The 18349-nt window shown below is 60.5% G+C and carries 20 protein-coding genes; 19 read left to right on the top strand and 1 reads right to left on the bottom strand.

What is annotated here, in order from left to right; genetic code table 11:
• Window positions 1-83 precede the first annotated feature (83 nt).
• The 3 genes from RAZWK3B_RS21815 to RAZWK3B_RS07585 are packed head-to-tail and all read left to right on the top strand — an operon-like array spanning window position 84 to window position 2040.
• Entirely contained in the window at window positions 84-371 is a 288-nt protein-coding gene (locus RAZWK3B_RS21815) for an oligopeptide/dipeptide ABC transporter ATP-binding protein (protein WP_007813802.1), read from the top strand.
• Window positions 368-1381 carry an ABC transporter ATP-binding protein gene (locus RAZWK3B_RS07590; RefSeq protein ID WP_007813798.1) on the top strand — a complete coding sequence of 338 codons (1014 nt, stop codon included), beginning with the start codon at window positions 368-370 and terminating at the stop codon, window positions 1379-1381. The genes RAZWK3B_RS21815 and RAZWK3B_RS07590 overlap by 4 nt, the downstream gene beginning before the upstream one ends.
• On the top strand, window positions 1378-2040 hold the full coding sequence (locus RAZWK3B_RS07585; RefSeq protein WP_007813796.1) for an aspartate/glutamate racemase family protein: 663 nt from the start codon (window positions 1378-1380) through the stop codon (window positions 2038-2040). Before RAZWK3B_RS07590 ends, RAZWK3B_RS07585 begins: the two co-directional genes overlap by 4 nt.
• 43 nt (window positions 2041-2083) lie before the next feature.
• Here the strand turns inward: RAZWK3B_RS07585 and RAZWK3B_RS07580 are convergent, their stop codons facing one another.
• The gene (locus RAZWK3B_RS07580) at window positions 2084-2581 is read right to left on the bottom strand and encodes an ureidoglycolate lyase (RefSeq protein WP_037295353.1); all 498 of its coding nucleotides are present in this window, start codon (window positions 2579-2581) and stop codon (window positions 2084-2086) included.
• A 215-nt stretch (window positions 2582-2796) separates the two neighbouring features.
• Here RAZWK3B_RS07580 and puuE point away from each other — a divergent pair, with 215 nt between their 5' ends.
• From puuE to RAZWK3B_RS07500, 16 genes are all read left to right on the top strand, one after another.
• The gene (gene puuE, locus RAZWK3B_RS07575) at window positions 2797-4038 is read left to right on the top strand and encodes an allantoinase PuuE (RefSeq protein WP_007813792.1); all 1242 of its coding nucleotides are present in this window, start codon (window positions 2797-2799) and stop codon (window positions 4036-4038) included.
• A gap of 9 nt (window positions 4039-4047) precedes the next feature.
• Window positions 4048-4857 (top strand): bifunctional allantoicase/(S)-ureidoglycine aminohydrolase, encoded by an 810-nt coding sequence (locus RAZWK3B_RS07570; RefSeq protein WP_007813790.1) that lies wholly within the window; start codon window positions 4048-4050, stop codon window positions 4855-4857.
• 372 nt (window positions 4858-5229) lie between these two features.
• Window positions 5230-6399 carry a transporter substrate-binding domain-containing protein gene (locus RAZWK3B_RS07565; RefSeq protein ID WP_232279489.1) on the top strand — a complete coding sequence of 390 codons (1170 nt, stop codon included), beginning with the start codon at window positions 5230-5232 and terminating at the stop codon, window positions 6397-6399.
• Window positions 6399-7004, top strand: coding sequence for an ANTAR domain-containing response regulator (locus RAZWK3B_RS07560; RefSeq protein ID WP_007813784.1), 606 nt, complete (start codon window positions 6399-6401; stop codon window positions 7002-7004). Before RAZWK3B_RS07565 ends, RAZWK3B_RS07560 begins: the two co-directional genes overlap by 1 nt.
• A 309-nt stretch (window positions 7005-7313) precedes the next feature.
• The gene (locus tag RAZWK3B_RS07555; RefSeq protein ID WP_232279497.1) at window positions 7314-8579 is read left to right on the top strand and encodes a transporter substrate-binding domain-containing protein; all 1266 of its coding nucleotides are present in this window, start codon (window positions 7314-7316) and stop codon (window positions 8577-8579) included.
• A 60-nt stretch (window positions 8580-8639) separates the two neighbouring features.
• Window positions 8640-9533, top strand: a complete 894-nt coding sequence (gene urtB, locus RAZWK3B_RS07550) for an urea ABC transporter permease subunit UrtB (RefSeq protein WP_007813780.1) — start codon at window positions 8640-8642, stop codon at window positions 9531-9533.
• Window positions 9534-9539: 6 nt separating this feature from the next.
• On the top strand, window positions 9540-10688 hold the full coding sequence (gene urtC / locus RAZWK3B_RS07545; protein ID WP_007813778.1) for an urea ABC transporter permease subunit UrtC: 1149 nt from the start codon (window positions 9540-9542) through the stop codon (window positions 10686-10688).
• A gap of 12 nt (window positions 10689-10700) precedes the next feature.
• Entirely contained in the window at window positions 10701-11447 is a 747-nt protein-coding gene (gene urtD, locus RAZWK3B_RS07540; RefSeq protein ID WP_007813777.1) for an urea ABC transporter ATP-binding protein UrtD, read from the top strand.
• Window positions 11447-12139 (top strand): urea ABC transporter ATP-binding subunit UrtE, encoded by a 693-nt coding sequence (gene urtE, locus RAZWK3B_RS07535; protein ID WP_007813774.1) that lies wholly within the window; start codon window positions 11447-11449, stop codon window positions 12137-12139. The genes urtD and urtE overlap by 1 nt, the downstream gene beginning before the upstream one ends.
• Window positions 12139-12600, top strand: coding sequence for an urease accessory protein UreE (ureE, locus tag RAZWK3B_RS07530; RefSeq protein ID WP_007813773.1), 462 nt, complete (start codon window positions 12139-12141; stop codon window positions 12598-12600). The genes urtE and ureE overlap by 1 nt, the downstream gene beginning before the upstream one ends.
• The gene (locus RAZWK3B_RS07525; protein ID WP_007813771.1) at window positions 12597-13283 is read left to right on the top strand and encodes an urease accessory protein UreF; all 687 of its coding nucleotides are present in this window, start codon (window positions 12597-12599) and stop codon (window positions 13281-13283) included. Before ureE ends, RAZWK3B_RS07525 begins: the two co-directional genes overlap by 4 nt.
• Window positions 13284-13297: 14 nt before the next feature.
• Window positions 13298-13981: an urease subunit beta gene (locus RAZWK3B_RS07520; RefSeq protein WP_007813769.1), complete on the top strand. Its 684-nt coding sequence runs from the start codon at window positions 13298-13300 to the stop codon at window positions 13979-13981.
• Between the two features lie 2 nt (window positions 13982-13983).
• Window positions 13984-15696 (top strand): urease subunit alpha, encoded by a 1713-nt coding sequence (gene ureC / locus RAZWK3B_RS07515; RefSeq protein WP_037295249.1) that lies wholly within the window; start codon window positions 13984-13986, stop codon window positions 15694-15696.
• Window positions 15693-16352 carry an urease accessory protein UreG gene (gene ureG, locus RAZWK3B_RS07510; RefSeq protein WP_007813766.1) on the top strand — a complete coding sequence of 220 codons (660 nt, stop codon included), beginning with the start codon at window positions 15693-15695 and terminating at the stop codon, window positions 16350-16352. Before ureC ends, ureG begins: the two co-directional genes overlap by 4 nt.
• Window positions 16349-17176, top strand: a complete 828-nt coding sequence (locus tag RAZWK3B_RS07505; RefSeq protein ID WP_007813764.1) for an urease accessory protein UreD — start codon at window positions 16349-16351, stop codon at window positions 17174-17176. Before ureG ends, RAZWK3B_RS07505 begins: the two co-directional genes overlap by 4 nt.
• A 106-nt stretch (window positions 17177-17282) precedes the next feature.
• Window positions 17283-18326, top strand: a complete 1044-nt coding sequence (locus RAZWK3B_RS07500) for an aliphatic amidase (RefSeq protein ID WP_007813762.1) — start codon at window positions 17283-17285, stop codon at window positions 18324-18326.
• Window positions 18327-18349: the final 23 nt, after the last annotated feature.

The raw sequence follows: 18349 nt of genomic DNA, 5'->3' as shown, positions 1-18349 counted from the left end.
GGTCTGACCTATGTGTTCATCAGTCATGACCTGAACGTGGTGCGGCATATCTCGGACCGGGTGATGGTCATGTATCTGGGGAGGTGGCCGAGATCGGCCCGGCCGAACGCCTGTATAGCGCGCCGCGCCATCCCTATACCGAGGCGCTTCTGGCGGCGATGCCGTCGCTTGATCCGGATCGGCGGACGCTGGAGGCGCCGCTTGCGGGCGATCCGCCCAACCCGATCGATCCGCCGCCGGGCTGTCGGTTCCATACGCGCTGCGCTCGGGCTTTCGCGCCGTGCGCAAGCCAGGTGCCTGCGTCCTATACACTTGGTGGAGGGCATGTCGCCGCTTGCCATCTCAACAATCCCAAGGAGCATGTTGCATGACGCCCGCCCCTTTGATGAGCGACACGCCCCTTGTGCGGGTGCGTGATCTGTGTGTGCGGTTTGCGGGCACACCGCCGGTGCATGCGGTCAATTCGGTCAGCTTCGATCTGGCGGCGGGCGAGGTGCTGGGCATTCTGGGGGAAAGCGGGTCGGGCAAGAGCGTGACGCTCAAGACCCTGTTGCGCCTGTTGCCGGAACGAAAGACCACAATTACCGGCACGGTCGAGGTGGAGGGGCAGGATATTCTGTCGTTGCAGGGGCGCGCGCTGGCCGATCATCGGGGCGGCGTGGCATCGATGATCTTTCAGGACCCGGCGCTGGCGCTGGACCCGGTCTATACGATCGGGCGTCAGATCGCGGAAACCGTGGTCCGTCATGAGGGGGTGTCCAACAGCGACGCCATGGCGCGTGCGCTGGAGATGCTGGAACTGGTCAGGATTCCGTCGGCAAAGCGGCGGTTGGACAATTACCCGCACGAGATGTCCGGCGGCATGCGGCAGCGCGCGATGATTGCGCTGGCGCTGGCGTGCAGACCCAAGTTGCTGCTGGCGGATGAGCCGACCACGGCGCTGGATGCCACGGTGCAGATCCAGATCCTGCTGCTGTTGCGCGAGTTGCAACAGGAGATGGGCATGGGGGTGATTTTCGTGACCCATGATATCGGTGTGGCGGTCGAGGTGTCGGACCGGCTGGCTGTGATGTATGCGGGGAGCTTTGTCGAAACGGGGTCGGTTGCGGATATCATCCGCGATGCAAGGCACCCCTATTCGAGGGGGCTGTTGGCGGCCAATCTTGTTGGTGCGGTGCCGGGGACGCGGCTGGATGCGGTGCCGGGCGCGCCGCCGCCGCTGAGCGCCTTGCCGGAGGGCTGTTCCTTTGCGCCGCGCTGTGCCCATGCGGAGCCCGCCTGCGCAATAAGCCCGCTGCCTGTCTGGACGGGTGGGGGTGGGCGTTGGGCCAGATGCGTTCATGCCAGCCGCGCCGAGGCTGATGCCGGAGCAAACGCATGACCACGCGGACCGCGCCGAGGATCGCCATCCTCAATCCCAATTCGACGCAGCGCATGACGGATGAAATGGTCACGTCGGCACGCTCTGCGATCGCAGACATGGCCGAGGTGATCGGCTTGACCAACCGTCAGGGGCCTGCGTCGATCCAAGGCCCCGAGGATGCCGAGCGCTGCCTTGAGGGGTTGTTTGCCGTGGTCGAGGAAGCCCGCGGCATGGGCGTGGATGCCATCGTCATCGGGTGCTTCGACGATACCGGTCTTGCCACGTTGCGGGCGACAGCCGGTGTGCCGGTGATCGGCATGGGCGAGGCGGGATGCATCGCCGGAAGCCTTGCGGCGACATCCTTTGCCGTGGTGACCAGTCTGGATGTCGCGGTGCCGGTGATCTCGGAGAATATCCGTGTCATGCGTCTCGAGCATCGCTGCGCCGGGGTGCATGCGTCGGGGGTGCCGGTGTTGGAGCTGAACGAGGGGGCGGACAGTCTCCGCCGTGTGCAGGCGGGGCTGGACCGCATGGCGGATCTGCATCCCGGGTGCAGCATCGTGCTGGGATGCGGTGGCATGACGACGCTTGCGCACAAGCTCCGGGCGCCGGGGACATCGCGCGTGATCGATCCGGTGGTCGCGGCAGTGCATATGTGCCTTGCTGCGCTGGCGTGAGACGGTGACCGGGGCTTTGCGGTTGCAGGATGCGCGGCTTGGCTCAGGCCGGGGCCGCTGTCACGATATAGGGGCGATCAAGAGGGTGCTCTTCGAGGTTGGCCCCGCTGCCGATGCGGTCGATCACCGCAAAGAGGCCCGGTGCTTCGAAGGGGGCCAGAACACCATGCCAGACACCGCGATGGAGGTTCACGCCTTGACCGGGGTCGGTGAGAAATGCCTGCGCCGCACCCGGAACGCCGCCTGCGTCAGGCGCCACGATGACCAGAAAGCGCGTCGGGGTGATCGGGATGAACGCCTGACTTCCATCGGGATGCCGTTCGAGCAGGTCGACGCTGTAGGGCAGGTGCCGCGCCTTGGCGTCAAACAGGCTGATCCCGGCGCGACCATCGGAAAAATCGAGCTTTGCAAGGTCGGTATACCGGTCGCACATGCCCTGATTGATGATCTTGTCAGGGGTGCGCTGCGTGTCGATGACATCGCCGAAGGGGTGAAACGCTTCGGCCGTGAGAGGGGCTGCTGTCAGAATGCGGTCGGTCATGGTGTCACGTCCCTTGCGTGTCGTGCCGCGTGCCGGTCGCGGGCAGCCTTGGTGGTGGCCCTGATCTTTGCGCAGGATCGCGGTCGGGGTGAAGATAGCACCGGGGAACGATGTCAGACAGGGGGTTTCGGGAGGCAACGCCTGTCTCGTGACGGCACGCGGGCGCATAGGCGCAGGCGGCGCGGCGGGACGGTGCGGTCAGTCGTGGAGGGGATATGAGCTATTCGAGAAATCTGCGCGGGTATGGGCCAAATCCGCCCGATGCCCAATGGCCCGGAGGCGCACGCATCGCGGTGCAGTTCGTGCTGAATTACGAAGAGGGCGGGGAGAATTGCCTGTTGCACGGCGATGCGGCCTCGGAGGGGTTCCTGTCGGATATTCCGGGTGCGGCGCCATGGCCGGGGCAGCGTCATTGGAACATGGAATCGATCTATGAATATGGTGCAAGGGCGGGGTTTTGGCGGTTGCACCGGCTGTTCACGGGGGCGGGCATTCCGGTGACGATCTACGGCGTTGCCTCGGCGTTGGCGCGGTGCCCCGAGCAGGTCGAGGCCATGCTGGATGCCGGGTGGGAGATTGCCAGCCATGGTTTGAAATGGATCGAGCACAAGGACATGTCCGAAGCCGAGGAACGCGCCGCGATCGCCGAGACGATCCGTCTGCATGCCGAGGTTGTCGGTGAGCGACCGAGGGGGTGGTACACCGGACGGTGCAGCATGAATACCGTCAGGCTGGTGGCCGAGGAGGGCGGGTTCGCGTATATTTCGGACAGCTACGATGACGACCTGCCGCATTGGGTGCGGGTTGGAGCGCGCGAGCAATTGGTCATTCCCTACACGCTGGAGGCCAATGACATGCGTTTTGCCGCCACGCCGGGCTATGTCACGGGCGAGCAGTTTTTTCAGTATCTCAAGGACAGTTTCGACGTGCTCTATACCGAGGGGCAGGCGGGCGCGGCCAAGATGTTGAGTATCGGCCTGCATTGCCGTCTGATCGGGCGCCCCGGCAAGCTGGCGGGGTTGCAGCGGTTCATCGCCTATATTCAAGGATTCGAGGGGGTCTGGTGCCCAAGGCGCATCGATATCGCCGAGCATTGGCAGCGGGTGCATCCGCCGGTGAGAGGCCTGCAGGTCAGTGCCTTGTCGAATACGGAGTTCACGGCGCGTTTCGCACAGGTGTTCGGCAATCTGGACTGGGTGGTGGAACGGGCGCTGCGGCTTGAACGCGGACCCGCGCATGATTGTGCCGCAGGTTTACATAGCCTGTTGTGCCGCGTGTATCGTTGTGCGTCGCCCGATGAACAGCGGGCGGTTGCCGAGAGGTTCGCGGCGCTTGGGCATGATCTGGATACCACGCGCGCGCCGGATGATCTACGCTGCGCGGTCGAGGCCATCGCACGACAACGGCTCACCGCCCTGCTGAAGGGCTTGCCCCAATCCGAACGATCACAGTCCTGAGGATCCGATATGTATTACGCGCCCAAGGGCGGCTTGCCGCCGCAGACCAGCCTGTTGACCGACCGTGCCATGTTCACCGAAGCCTATGCGGTGATCCCGAAAGGCACGTATTCCGATATCGTGACCAGCCTGTTGCCCTTCTGGGAGGGGGCGCGGTTCTGGGTGTTGGCGCGGCCCTTGTCGGGCTTTGCCGAGACGTTCTCGCAATACATTGCCGAGGTCAAACCCGGCGGTGGCAGCACCCGGCCGGAAACGGAAGCTGGCATCGAGGCGGTGCTCTTCGTCGTCGAGGGGGCGCTGGTGTTGACTGTCGATGGTGTCCCCCATGAGATGGTGGCGGGGGGCTATGCCTATATCCCGCCCGGTGCGGATTGGACGCTGCGCAACGCTTCGGCGGCGGATGTGCGGTTTCACTGGATCCGCAAGGCCTATCAGGCCGTGGAGGGGCTGGATGTGCCCGATCTGGTGGTCACCAACGAGCGCGATATCGCGCCGTTGGCCATGCCCGATACCAACGGGGTCTGGGCCACGACCCGATTTGTCGACCCGCAGGACATGCGCCATGACATGCATGTCACGATCGTGACGTTCCAACCCGGTGGCGTGATCCCGTTTGCCGAGACGCATGTGATGGAACACGGCCTTTATGTGCTGGAGGGCAAGGCGGTTTACCGGCTCAATCAGGATTGGGTCGAGGTCGAGGCCGGGGATTTCATGTGGTTGAGGGCGTTCTGCCCGCAGGCCTGTTATGCCGGTGGGCCGGGGCCGTTTCGCTATCTGCTGTACAAGGATGTGAACCGGCACATGCCGATGCGATGAGCCGGGACAGGCAGAGTTCGGGTTAGCCGAAGGGCGTGCAAAGCATATGCGCTGTGCGGATCAAGCTGTGGAATCCGGGGCGCCAGGTGAAAACAATGCCGAGCGCAAGGATGACACGGTGCAGCGGCTCGAGGGTAACGAGCGCCGCGAGATCACCCGGTCACGCGATGCTGAAGTTCAAGACTGCCTGAATTCTAAACACAACGCCTAAATTCACGTCATTTTTGACGCATCGCGCGGTTGTGGGACCATTATTTTGCGCATTCTAATTCCTGATCCTCCAACTTTATTGGCAACGCAACGGTGTCAGGCTAACCATAACGAGTGACCGATATCCCAAGTGCCAGACGGTTTTTTGGCACTGTTGCATAAATGGATGTCCCGATGACTTCTTGTGGAGCGCCGGTCACAATCGGCATGTTGTTCTCGCAAACCGGTGTCACTGCGGTGCTCGAACGCTCGCAGCGTCAGGCCGCGATGCTGGCGGTCTCTCAGATAAATTCAGAGGGCGGCCTGTTGGACCGCGAGGTTGTGTTGCTCGACTCTGATCCGGCGTCCAGTCCCGGTCAGTTCAGGGCAGAGGCCAAACGGCTGCTGGATGCCGGGGCGGAAACGTTGTTCGGTTGTTACATGTCGTCAACGCGCAAGGCTGTATTGCCAGTCGTCGAGTCGCGAAACTCGTTGCTGTTCTACCCAACGCTTTATGAAGGTTTCGAATACACGCCATATTGCATCTACTCTGGCGCCGCACCCAATCAAAATGCGGGCATGTTGGCGGATTATCTGACGGAAACGCATGGGCAAAGCTATTATTTTGTCGGATCAAATTATGTTTATCCCTATGAATGCAACCGCATCATGCGCGACCTGCTGTCGAACCGCGGGGCCACGGTCGTAGATGAAGTTTATATTTCTCTGGATCCAAGCGATGAAGAAATCGCACGTGTCATCGCGATGCTGAAGGATGCCGGTCCGGTGGTGGTGTTTTCTACCCTCGTTGGTGATGGCGCGGTGCGGTTTTACAAGGCTTACGACAAGGCGGGGTTCGACCGGACCGCGCAGCCGATCGCGTCCCTGACCTTTGGAGAGCCGGAAATACAAGCGCTCGGAAGCGAGGCGGCGACGGGGCATATCAAAGCCGCGCCCTATTTCAGTGTGCTGGACACCGCCGCAAATCGGGACTTCGTCAAGTCCTACCGCGAGACTTTCGGGCCGGACGCGCCCATCTCGGCCGAGGCTGAAGCGGCATATTTCCAGGTGAAGCTTTTTGCAGAGGCGGTGCGCCGTGCGGGCAAGTCGGATCGCGCCTCGGTCATTCGAACCCTGCCCACGTTCAGCTTCGAGGCGCCGCAAGGCACGGTGCGTGTGGATGGCGTCACGCATCATACGCATCTGTGGCCCCGCGTAGCTGTCGTCGGAAAAGACGGAGAGTTTGAGATTGTGCGTGAAGCCACGGAACCGGTGGCACCTGATCCTTATCTTGTAGAGCTGGAAAACAGCTCCTGGATGCTTCCTTCAGATTTGGCTCACGGGAGTTCCTGATGCCCCGTTTCCGTCTGAGGGATTTGCGTGACCTGTTCGTTGTGATCGTGCACCCGTCCGACAGCGACGGTCGGGCGATGCTTGAACAGATGGAGCGGATCGGTTGCAGGACCGAGCTGGTCTGGCCTCCGAAGCGCCGTCTTCCACCGAATGCGGATGTCGTCTTTCTTGGGCTTTTCTTCGACAGCCGGAAAGACATCACCAACATGATCCGCCGATCTGAAAAGCCGGGGCCGGCAATCATAGGTGTGGTCGATTACGAGAACCCTGCAATGCTTGAGTTCGTGCTGGAGGTCGGGGCAATCGCCGTCACATCCAAGCCCGTGCGCAGCTTCGGAATATTGACCAATCTCGTGGTCGGATATTCCAGCATGCTGCGCCAGTTCGAGGCACAGGAACGAATCACGCGGCTGGAAAAGAAGCTTCTGGGCAAGAAAGTCATCGCCAAGGCAAAGGCAATTCTCATCAATATGCACGGGTTCAGTGAAGAAGATGCCTATAAATTAATCAGAGAGCAGGCAATGTATAAGCGAACGACGATAGAAGACATGGCCCAGGCAATAATCAACGCAAATGAGCTTTTGTCCGGACCGAGCCTGTCGTAACGTAACCTCAGGACGTGGCCAAAGATGCCCACGCTCTGACCAATCCACGCTGCCGCCGAACCATCTTGGTCGGTGAAACGCGTAGGCAGAAAGGCGCAACGCTGCCCCTGACTGCAGGCCGCTAAATCCCGGCCACACTTTGCAAAAATAAGCAGGAACACTGCACGCTGGTATGCCTTGCGCGCGTTCCGTCGAACACTGCCGTCATTCCTGCACTGCATGCGTCTGCGGACGCCACTCTTCACCTTCGGTCACACACCTTCTTGGCGTGCCGCCCGTTCGCATGCGCCCATCCCAACACACTTCTTGATGGAGACGAAGATAATGTCGAATAATCGCCGGAATTTTCTAAAACAGTCAGCTGCTTACGGTGCGACCGCAGCACTTGGCCCAGGTCTGTGGGCCTCTGCTGCGAGAGCGGAATCGGAAATTGATGTTGGTGTGCTCTTTTCGCTCACCGGCGGGTTGTCGATTGTCGAGCAATCGCTGGCAGATGCGACGCTCATGGCCATCGACGAAATCAACGCCGCGGGTGGCGTGATGGGCAAGAAACTCAATCCGATCGTTGAAGATGGTGCCTCAGACGCCCGGACGTTCAACGAGCGGGCCTCGAAACTCGTGCTTCGCGATCAGGTTCCCACGGTGTTTGGCTGCTACACGTCGGCGTCGCGCAAGGCGGTTTTGCCGATTTTCGAGCGTCGCAACAACATGCTGTTCTACCCGACCTACTACGAAGGCTTCGAGTGCTCGAAGAACGTGGTCTACACCGGTGCGGTTCCGAACCAGCAGCTGTCGAACTATATCCCTTGGATCATCAACACCTTGGGAAAAAAGAAATTCTTCATCGTCGGGTCGAACTACATCTACCCGCGTGAGATGGCCAAAGTTTCCAAGATCCTGATCGAGCAGAATGGCGGGGAATGGGTTGCCGACGAGTACCTGGAGCTGGGGCACTCTGAATGGGGGGCGATGGTGTCCCGGATCAAGTCGTCGGGCTGCGATGTCGTGCTGTCCAACGTGGTCGGGGATTCCGTCATCGCCTTCTATCGTGAGTTCCGCAATCAGGGTCTGACCCATGACCAGTTGCCGATCTGCGCGACCGTGACCTCGGAAATCGAGATTGCGGCCATGGGCGCGGAAGTTGCGGCGGGCTCGTTTACGTCCTTCCCCTATTTCCAGGCCATCGACACGACGGCGAACAACGATTTCGTGGAGCGCTACCGGCGGTTCGTGGATGACTCCTCTGCGGTGACCCAGCACGCGCTCGAATGTTCCTATTTCCAGGTCTACCTCTGGAAACAGGCCGTCGAGAAAGCCGGCGAGGTCACGCCGGATGCGATCAGAGAAGGCATCAAGGGACAGACCTTCGATGCGCCGAACGGCAAGGTCACCGTTGATGGTGAGAACCTGCACACATTCCTGACCCCGCGCATCGCGCAATGGGGCGGGGATGGCCAGGGCGAGATCATCGACGAATACCCCGAACCGATCAAGCCGCTGCCCTATGTCGCCTATGGCGAAACGGATGGTGACCTTTTCTGCTCCGCTGCAGGGCTCGATTCGTCACGGCTGTAAGGCCAAAAGGGCGGGCATCGACGCGGTGCCCGCCACTCTCAAAGTCTTTCGGAGAGCGCAATGTTTGAAGTCCTGTTCATCGGTCTGTCGCTGACATCTGTCCTGCTGCTTATCGCGTTGGGATTGTCCATAACCTACGGCGCCATGGGCGTCATCAACATGGCGCATGGCGAGTTGGTTATGATCGGCGCCTACACCGCGGTGTTGGCCGGTATCCATCTTGGCTTCAATATCTTCCTGTCATTGCCCTTGGCTTTTGTGGTCGCCGCGCTTGTTGGGTTGCTGATCGAGCGGGTTGTCATTCGCAGGCTGTACGGGCGGATCATCGACACGCTGCTTGCCACCTGGGGTGTGGCGATCATCCTGCAGCAGCTTATCAGGCTGGAATTCGGGCTGACATTTTTCGGCATCAGTATCGAAGGGCTTGGCCCGGGTCTTCAGAACATGCGCGTGCCGACCTTCATGATGGAACCCTTCGATCTGATGGGGCTCTCCATCCAACCCTATCGGACCTTTATCCTGTGCGTCACGATCCTGCTGACGGCGCTGACGTGGTACCTTGTGTATCGCACGGCCATCGGGGTGCAGGTGCGGGCGATCATGCGCAACCCCCAGATGGCCGCAGCCTGCGGTATCGACGTGCGGCGCGTATCGGCCCTGACCTTCGCCTATGGATCGGGCCTTGCTGGCGTGGCCGGCGTTCTGCTGGCCGGGTTCCGCACGGTGATGCCCGAAATGGGGGCCACCGTTGTGGTTGACGGGTTCCTTGTCGTGGTGGTTGGCGGTGTAGGCAGCCTGTTGGGCACAATCCTGTCCTCCGCGCTTTTGGGGCAGATTAACGGGATCGTGTCGGTGTTTTCCAACGACATCATTGCGCGGGCCGTCGTATTCGGCGTGGTCATTGCCATCATCCTGTGGCGGCCGCGTGGTCTTTTCTCCTTCAAATCGAGGTAAGCGATCATGTCCAACAGGATCTTCATCCTGGGTGATCGGGCTGTCTATGCAGCCTTCATCATCATCGTCCTTGCGCTGCCGCTTCTGGTGGACGACGTCTTTTGGCTGAACCGGATCGCCAAATACCTTGTGTTCGGTATGCTCGGTCTCGCGATTGCGCTGTCCTGGGGCTATGCCGGCATTCTCAATCTGGGGCAGGGGCTGTTCTTTGGTCTTGGCGCCTACATGATCGCGATGTCGCTGAAGCTGCAAAGCTACACATCGCTGCAACAGGGCTCTGACAAGCCGATCCCCGATTTCATGTTGTGGAATGCCGAACCGGGCGCGCCGACCGATCTGTGCTGCATCACGCCCGGCTCGTGGTTGTGGATCCCCTTCCAGGCGCAATGGTTCGGGATGGCCATGGCGATTGTCGTTCCCGTCGTGTTTGCGTTGATCATCGGTTCCACCATCTTCCGTTTGCGGGTGTCTGGCGTCTATGTGGCGATCATCACGCTGGCGCTGGTGCTGCTGGCGCGGCTGTTGTTCATCGATCTGCAGCCGGTCACAAACGGGTTCAACGGCCTGACAGATCTTGGGTGGCTGACGATCGCTGGGATCGAATTCGATCCGTTCATGGTCGCGACCTATTATATCATCGCGGTTTCTGTCTGCGTCGTGCTGCTATTTTCACGCTGGCTGATCTCGACCCGCGCGGGGCTGATCCTGCAGTCGACGCGGGATGATCCCAACCGTTCCCGTTACCTTGGCTATGACGTGGCGTCCTACCAGGTCTTCTTCTTTACCGTCTCGGCAGGGATCGCCGGGTTTGCGGGGATGCTCTTTGTCATCGTATCGGAATTCGCGACGCCCACCTATTTCGACATCGCCTTTTCGATCTCGATGGTGGTCTGGGCGGCGGTCGGGGGGCGCTCGTCGCTGATCGGCGCTGCTTTGGGAGCGATCCTGATCAATACGATCGAGGCCTCGGTGTCCGAAAGCGAGATGTTCCAGCAGGCGTGGCGACTGATCATCGGCATCGTGTTCGTCCTGGTGGTCCTGTTCATGCCGCGCGGTCTTGCCGGCTTGGCCCGTGACGCTCTGGCCCGCGTGGTCGCGTTGTCGCAGCGCTCGGGCGGCAAGGACAGCCAATCTTCCCACACCGCAGCCGAATAAGGGGGACAGCACATGAAAGCTGCATTGACGATCGAGGGGCTGGAGGTTGATTTCGGCGGCTTCAAGGCTGTGGATTCAATGACCACGGTGATAGATGACGGTGAATTGCGCGTCATCCTGGGCCCGAACGGCGCAGGCAAGACCACGCTGATGGATCTCATCAGCGGCAAGACGGCGGTGACGGGCGGGAAGGTTCACCTGTTTGGTCGTGACATCACCAATCGTCCTGAGCACGAGATCGCTCGGGCCGGGGTGGGGCGCAAGTTCCAGATCCCGTCGGTTTTCCGCGACCTGTCTGTTTTGCAAAACCTTGAAGTGGCGGTCAGCCATGAGCCCCGTGTGTTTCGGAACTTGCGGCTTGGCATGAGCCGGGCCGACCGCAAGCGCATCGACGAGGTCATCGATCTGACCGGGCTGGGAGCGGTGCTCGACACTTTGGCAGGGGATCTCAGCCACGGTCAGATGCAATGGCTCGAACTCGGGATGCTCATCACGCAGCAATCAAAGGTGATCTTGCTGGATGAGCCGACGGCGGGCATGACGCAGGGCGAAACCTCGAAAACCGCCGATATCATCCTGCGCTTGAAGGGCACGCATACCATCCTTGTCGTCGAGCATGACATGGCTTTCGTGCGCAAGATTGCCGAGAAAGTGACGGTCATGCATCTGGGCAAGTTGCTTGCGGAAGGGCCGATGCATGCGATCGAGGCAGACCCTGCCGTGCGCGACGCCTATCTTGGATCGGGAGGGTTGCATTGATGCTGGCTCTACGCAACGTCAACAGCTTCTATGGCCGCAGTCAGGCATTGCATGACCTGAACTTCGATGCCCCAGAGGGTCAGATCGTGGCGATCCTCGGTCGTAACGGGGTCGGCAAAACAACGCTTTTGCGCACCATCATCGGGTTGACCGACCGCACCGAGGGGCAGATCGACCTGTCTGGGGTCGAGATCGGGTCCATGCCCACCTTCGCCAGGGCACGTGCGGGTATTGCCTATGTGCCGCAGGGCCGCATGATCATCCCTGATTTCAGCATTCGCGAGAATATCATGATGGGAGGGTTCGCCGCCTCCGGTCAGCGTCGTATTCCGGAGATCGTCGCGGAGCTGTTTCCCTACCTGATGGAAAATCTTGAACGCCCCGGCGGTGTGCTGTCCGGCGGCCAGCAACAGCAACTGGCCATTGCGCGCGCCTTGGCGTGCGATCCGAAGATCTTGCTCATGGATGAGCCGACGGAGGGTATCCAGCCAAATATCGTGCACCAGATCGAGGATTGCATCATCCGACTGAACACGGAGCTTGGGCTGACAATCCTTCTGGTGGAGCAGAATGTCGATTTTGCAAAACGTGCGGCAAGCACATTCGCCATGATCGAGAACGGAACCAATGTATCGGCAGGAAAAATCGAGGACCTGACCGACGAGATCGTTTCGCGGCATATGGCGATCTGATGGATATCTACACCTCCATACTCGGAACCGCGGACGCACCGGAGCATCACGATGCGCTGCACCATCTGGCGCATAAACACGCTGTGGATGTCGTGCGGCTGCCTCGCGCCGACCTTGCACGCCGTCGACTCCGGATCCGGACAGACGCAGGTCGCGAGGTCGCGATTGCCTTGCCCCGTGACCAGAAGCTGTTCGAGGGCGCTTTGCTGGCGCTGAAAGAGGACAGCGCGCTGGTTGTGCGCGTCGAGACGGAGCGCTGGATCCGACTGGCGCCGCGCGATTCGGCGGCGGCACTCAGGCTTGGGTATTTCTGTGGCAACCTGCACTGGCGCGTCCGCTTTGAAGATGACGACCTCTGCGTTGCAGTGGAAACCGAAGAGCACGTCTATCTGGAGCGTCTGGAGGGCCTTCTGGAAGAGGGTGCCGTTACTCTTTTGCCAGATAACGGAGAGGCGGGATGACGTCTAAGACTGGCACCGTCATTCGGCTGTTGCAGGTTTCGGATTCGGCCTTTCCCTCTGGTGCGTTCGCGTTTTCGTCTGGTTTGGAAACGCTTGTGAACGAGGGGCGCATACACGATGCCGCGGATATCCGTGCTGTTCTGACGGGTCAGGTTCTGCCCCGTTGGGCAAGTTTCGACCGCCCGTTCCTTCATGCGGCCCATGCCGCCGAGGCGGATATCGCACGATTGGCCGAGATCGACGAACGCTGTCATGCTCAAAGCAGTGCAGACCGCTTGGCCGAGGCTGCACGGCGTATCGGCAGGTCGCTTCTCTCGGTGCACGCCCGGATCGGGACACGGGGCACGGCAGAATATCGCGCGGCGACAAGTGCGCCGGATTTGCGGGATAGGAGCGGGTATGAACCCGTGGTGCAGGGTCTGATCGGGTTCGGACTTGGTTTGAGTGCCGCTCAGACGGAAATGAGCGCGCTGCACACTGTCACGATGGGGTTCGTTTCGGCCGCCATACGTTTGGGGCGGCTTGGCGCAATAGAGGCGCAAGCCGTTCTGGCCGCTGCCGCGCCGGAGATGGCGGACATCCTTGATAGCCCGGTTCCGGCCCGTCCCGGAGCATTTTCGCCCTTCGCAGAGATCGCGGCTCTGCGCCGAAGCACGGGCAATGCCAACCTGTTCGCCACATGATGAAGGTTTGATCCATGCTGCTGACACCTACGGAACTTGAGCGATTGACGATCTTTACCGCAGCGGAACTTGCCCGCAAGCGACGTGCACGCGGCCTTCGGCTGAATGCACCGGAGGCGGTTGCGCTGATTGCCGATGAAATCCTGGAAGGTGCGCGCGACGGCTCGTCGGTCGCTGCCATGATCAGTTTCGGCTCGACCGTGCTGAGCACCGACGATGTGATGCCCGGTGTCGCAGACCTTTTGCCGATGATCCAGGTGGAGGCGGTCTTTCCCGATGGCACAAAACTGGTCACGGTGCATGACCCGATCCGTCCCGGTGACTTGCCGATTGAGGATACGGTGGGCCGTCCGGGCGAAATTCGCGCAGGCGAGGGCGAGATCGAACTCAATGCGGGCCGTGAAAAGGCAACCTTGACGGTGAAGAACACCGGCGATCGCCCGGTTCAGGTTGGCAGCCACTACCACTTCTTCGAGACGAACAAGGCGCTAGATTTCGACCGTGCAGCCGCTTTTGGCTTCCGGCTCGATATTCCTGCGGGCACGGCGGTTCGTTTCGAGCCGGGGCAGGAAAAGGAAGTCACGCTGTGCAGCTTTGGGGGCAACAAGCACCTGACGGGACTGAACAACCTGACGCGAGGTGAAGGCAAAGAGGCGGCTTTGGAGCGTGCGCGCGCCGCAGGATTCAAGGGAGCCTGACCATGGTATCAATGACCCGAGCAGACTATGCCGCGATGTTTGGCCCGACCAAGGGTGACATGATCCGGCTGGCCGATACGGAATTATGGGCTGAGATCGAGCACGACTACACATCCTACGGCGATGAATGCCTGCACGGTGGAGGCAAGACCCTGCGCGATGGTCTGGGAATGGCTGTGGGCGTGACCAGTGCTCAGGGCGCACTGGATATGCTGATCTGCAACGTGGTGGTGATCGATGCCGTGGCCGGTATCGTGAAGGGCGATATCGGCATCAAGGATGGTCGTATCGTGGCCATCGGCAAGGCCGGCAATCCCGATGTGATGAACGGTGTGGATCCGCGCCTGATTGTGGGGGCGAGCACCACGGTGCGTGACGCCGAGGGCCTGATCGCGACAGCTGGCGCGATTGATGTGCATGTGCATTTCGATAGCGCACAGCTTGTGGAGCACGCGATGTCTTCAGGCATCACGACCATGCTGGGCGGATCGCTTGGCCCGATCACCGTGGGGATCGATTGCGGCGGTGTCTTCAATGTCGGCAAGATGATTCAGGCGTCCCAGCAATGGCCGATGAATTTCGGGTTTCTGGGTCGTGGCAATGCGCATCGTCCCGAAGCGATGCATGAACAAATCCATAAGGGGGCGCTTGGCCTGAAGATCCACGAGGATTGGGGTGCGATGCCTGCTGCCATCGATACCTGCCTCAGTGTTGCAGACGAGTTGGATTTTCAGGTTCAGATCCATACCGACACGCTCAATGAAAGCGGATTTCTGGAAAATACGCTTGCGGCGATTGGCGACCGCGTCATCCACATGTACCACACCGAAGGGGCCGGTGGCGGGCATGCGCCGGACATCATCCGCGTCGCGGGTATCGCGAATTGCCTTCCGTCGTCTACCAATCCGACCAATCCCTTTACCGTCAATACATTCGACGAACATCTCGACATGACGATGGTGTGCCACCATCTGAACCCGTCGATCCCAGAGGACGTGGCTTTCGCCGAAAGTCGGATCCGTGCGCAGACCATCGCCGCCGAAGACATCCTGCACGATATGGGGGCGATCTCGATGCTGGGGTCGGACAGTCAGGGCATGGGGCGCATTCATGAGGTGATCTGCCGGACATGGCAGCTTGCATCCAAGATGCGGGTGCAACGGGGACGATTGCCCGAGGAAACTTCCGCAAAGGGAGATAACCTCAGGATCAAGCGCTACATTGCCAAATACACGATCAATGCCGCGAGATGCTTTGGGATAGAGGCGCATGTCGGCTCGATAGAGCCCGGAAAGATGGCCGATATCGTCCTGTGGCGTCCCGGCTACTTCGGCATAAAGCCCGAACTTGTGGTCAAGGGAGGCTTCATTGCATGGGGTGCGATGGGCGACAGCGCTGCATCGCTGATGACCTGCGAGCCGCTTGTCATGCGACCGCAATGGGGCGCGTTCGGTCGAGCCGCCCCGACGCTTGGCGCCTGCTTTGTGAACCCGCGTGCCATTGAGGGCGGACTGCAGGAGGAGCTGGACATCTGCAAGCCCTTGTTGCCGGCAGTCGGCTGCCGCGGCTTGAGCAAGCGGGACATGCTGCTGAACGACGCGCTTCCGGATATCCGCGTTGATCCGGCGACATTTGATGTCTTCGTTGATGGCGTTCTGGCGACCTGTGAACCCGCAACGGAGCTTCCCCTGACGCAAAGGTACATGCTCCGATGACCGATAGCGCACCTATTCCCGAACGCCTTGCCACAGGACCCGCGCGCGTAGGTATCGGAGGCCCGGTCGGTTCGGGCAAGACGGCCCTGATCGAGGCGCTGATCCCGATTTTCCACGAGCGTGGCATCGAGGTGGCGGTCGTGACGAATGATCTTGTCACCAAGGAAGATGCCCGTCGCTTGCAAGCGGGTGGGCTGATCGATCCACAGCGGGTTGTGGCCGTGGAGGCGGGGGCCTGTCCGCATACCGTCATCCGGGAGGACCCGACGCTGAACATCGCCGCAGCCGACGATCTGGAGGCGCGGTTTCCCGATCTGGATCTGATCCTGATCGAAAGCGGCGGGGACAATCTTGCGTCGACCTTCTCGCTCGATCTGGTGGACTGGTGGATGTTCGTCATCGATGTGGGGCAGGGGGATGACATCCCGCGCAAGCGCGGGCCGGGGATCATGCTGTGTGATCTGCTGGTCATCAACAAGTTGGACATCGCCCCGCATGTCTTCGTCGATGCCGCGTCGATCCTGTCGGAAGCGCGCGATGTGCGCGCGGGAAAACCTGTCATAGGCTGTCGTTGCAAAGGCGCGCAGACAGAGGGCTTGACCGATATCGCCGACGCGATCGTGCGCGACCTTCTGTTTCGGGATGTTGTGACATGAACGTGGCGCACGTCCCGTCCCGGGCACGCAGTGTGCACGGCGAGTTGACCTTTGCCTGCGTCTCGGGGCGGACGCATCTGATGCGCCAGCATACGCCGCATCCGTTTCACATCACGCGCCCGTTTCGTCATCCCTGCGACCCTCAAGGAATGGTCACGCTTTACCTGCAAAGCTCTTCCGGGGGGGTATATGGGGACGATGATCTGGCGTTGTCTGTCGGTCTGAAGCCCGGCTCAGCGGTTCACCTGACCACGCAGGCATCAACCGTGGTGCATGATGCGCGGGGGCGCGACGGGGCCAGCCAGACCATATCACTGGACGTGGGCGCGGGCGCTTTGCTGGAATACGTGCCGGACCCGGCGATCATGATGGCTGGATCACGGCTCAAGACCCGCATCCATGCAAATCTGGCTGACGGTGCGAAGGTCCTGTTGGCTGACGCGCAGCTTTGTCATGACCCCGAAGACAATGGCCGACCTTTCGATGCGTTGGAGTGCGAGGTTGCCATTACGGCTGCGGGCAAAACGCTTTTGCTGGACCGTTTCGAATTGCAGGGTGCCGACTGGTTGACCCGCACCGGGGGCTATCGCTGTGCCGGGATGATGCTTGTCGCTGGCGATACGCGGCCCGGCGCGGCGATGCTGGATGCGGCTGCCAGTGTTCCGGGTGTCTATGCAGGTCTATCGAACCTCGCAGATCGCGAGGTGACCATAGTGCGCTTTCTTGCGGAGGACGGTGTCGCTCTCAGTCGTGCGCTCAAGGCCATTTGGATGGCCGCGCGCCAGGCAATGACCGGAGACACTCCCGTGGCACGCCGCAAATAGCGGTGGTCGGCTTTTATCGCTGCGGGAAACGGTCCCGTGGTTAAACCAGTGCTGGCTTTGTTTTTGCGCTTCGCCGGCACGCATGTGACGAAAGAGGAGAGACGAGATGTATCATGGTGATATCGGAAGCAGCAATGACACGGTCGGGGTCGCCGTCGTCAACTACAAGATGCCACGAATGCATACCAAAGCAGAAGTGATCGAAAACTGCCACAAGATCGCCGACATGCTCAAGGGGATGAAAAAGGGATTGCCCGGTATGGATCTGGCGATTTTCCCTGAATATTCGACCCAAGGGATCATGTACGACGAAACCGAGATGTACGAGACGGCTGCGGCCATCCCAGGGGAAGAGACCGAAATATTCGCGGCCGCTTGTCGCGAGGCGAATGTCTGGGCTGTGTTCTCGCTCACCGGGGAACGCCACGAGGAGCACCCCAAGAAGGCGCCGTACAATACGCTCATCCTGATGAACAACAAGGGCGAGATCGTACAGAAATACCGCAAGATCATGCCTTGGGTGCCGATAGAGGGCTGGTATCCGGGCAACTGCACCTATGTCAGCGAAGGCCCCAAGGGCATGAAGATCAGCCTGATTATCTGCGATGATGGCAACTACCCAGAGATCTGGCGGGATTGCGCCATGAAGGGTGCGGAACTGATCATTCGGTGTCAGGGCTATATGTATCCGGCGAAAGATCAGCAGATTGTCATGGCCAAGGCCATGGCTTGGGCCAACAACAGCTATGTGGCTGTCGCCAATGCCACGGGCTTTGACGGCGTCTACAGCTATTTCGGTCATTCCAGCATCATCGGCTTTGACGGGCGCACGCTCGGTGAGTGCGGCACAGAGGAAATGGGCATCCAGTTTGCTCAGCTCTCCGTGTCCATGATCCGCGACGCGCGCCGCACGATGCAATCCAACAACCATTTGTTCAAGCTGGTTCACCGTGGCTACACCGGCATGATCAACTCGGGTGATGGGGATAAGGGCGCGGCAGAACTGCCCTATGATTTCTACCGCAAGTGGGTCGAAGATCCCGAAGGCACACGTGAAATGGTCGAGGCGATGACCCGCCCCACGGTGGGGACATCTGAATCGCCCATCGAAGGCCTGCCAAACGAGAGCACGGACAAAGCGCATCGCTGACCTTCGTTCCCAGATCCGGGTGT

Source organism: Roseobacter sp. AzwK-3b (assembly GCF_000170875.1).
Classification (GTDB): domain Bacteria; phylum Pseudomonadota; class Alphaproteobacteria; order Rhodobacterales; family Rhodobacteraceae; genus Roseovarius; species Roseovarius litoreus.
This window is presented reverse-complemented; position numbering and strand designations above follow the sequence as displayed.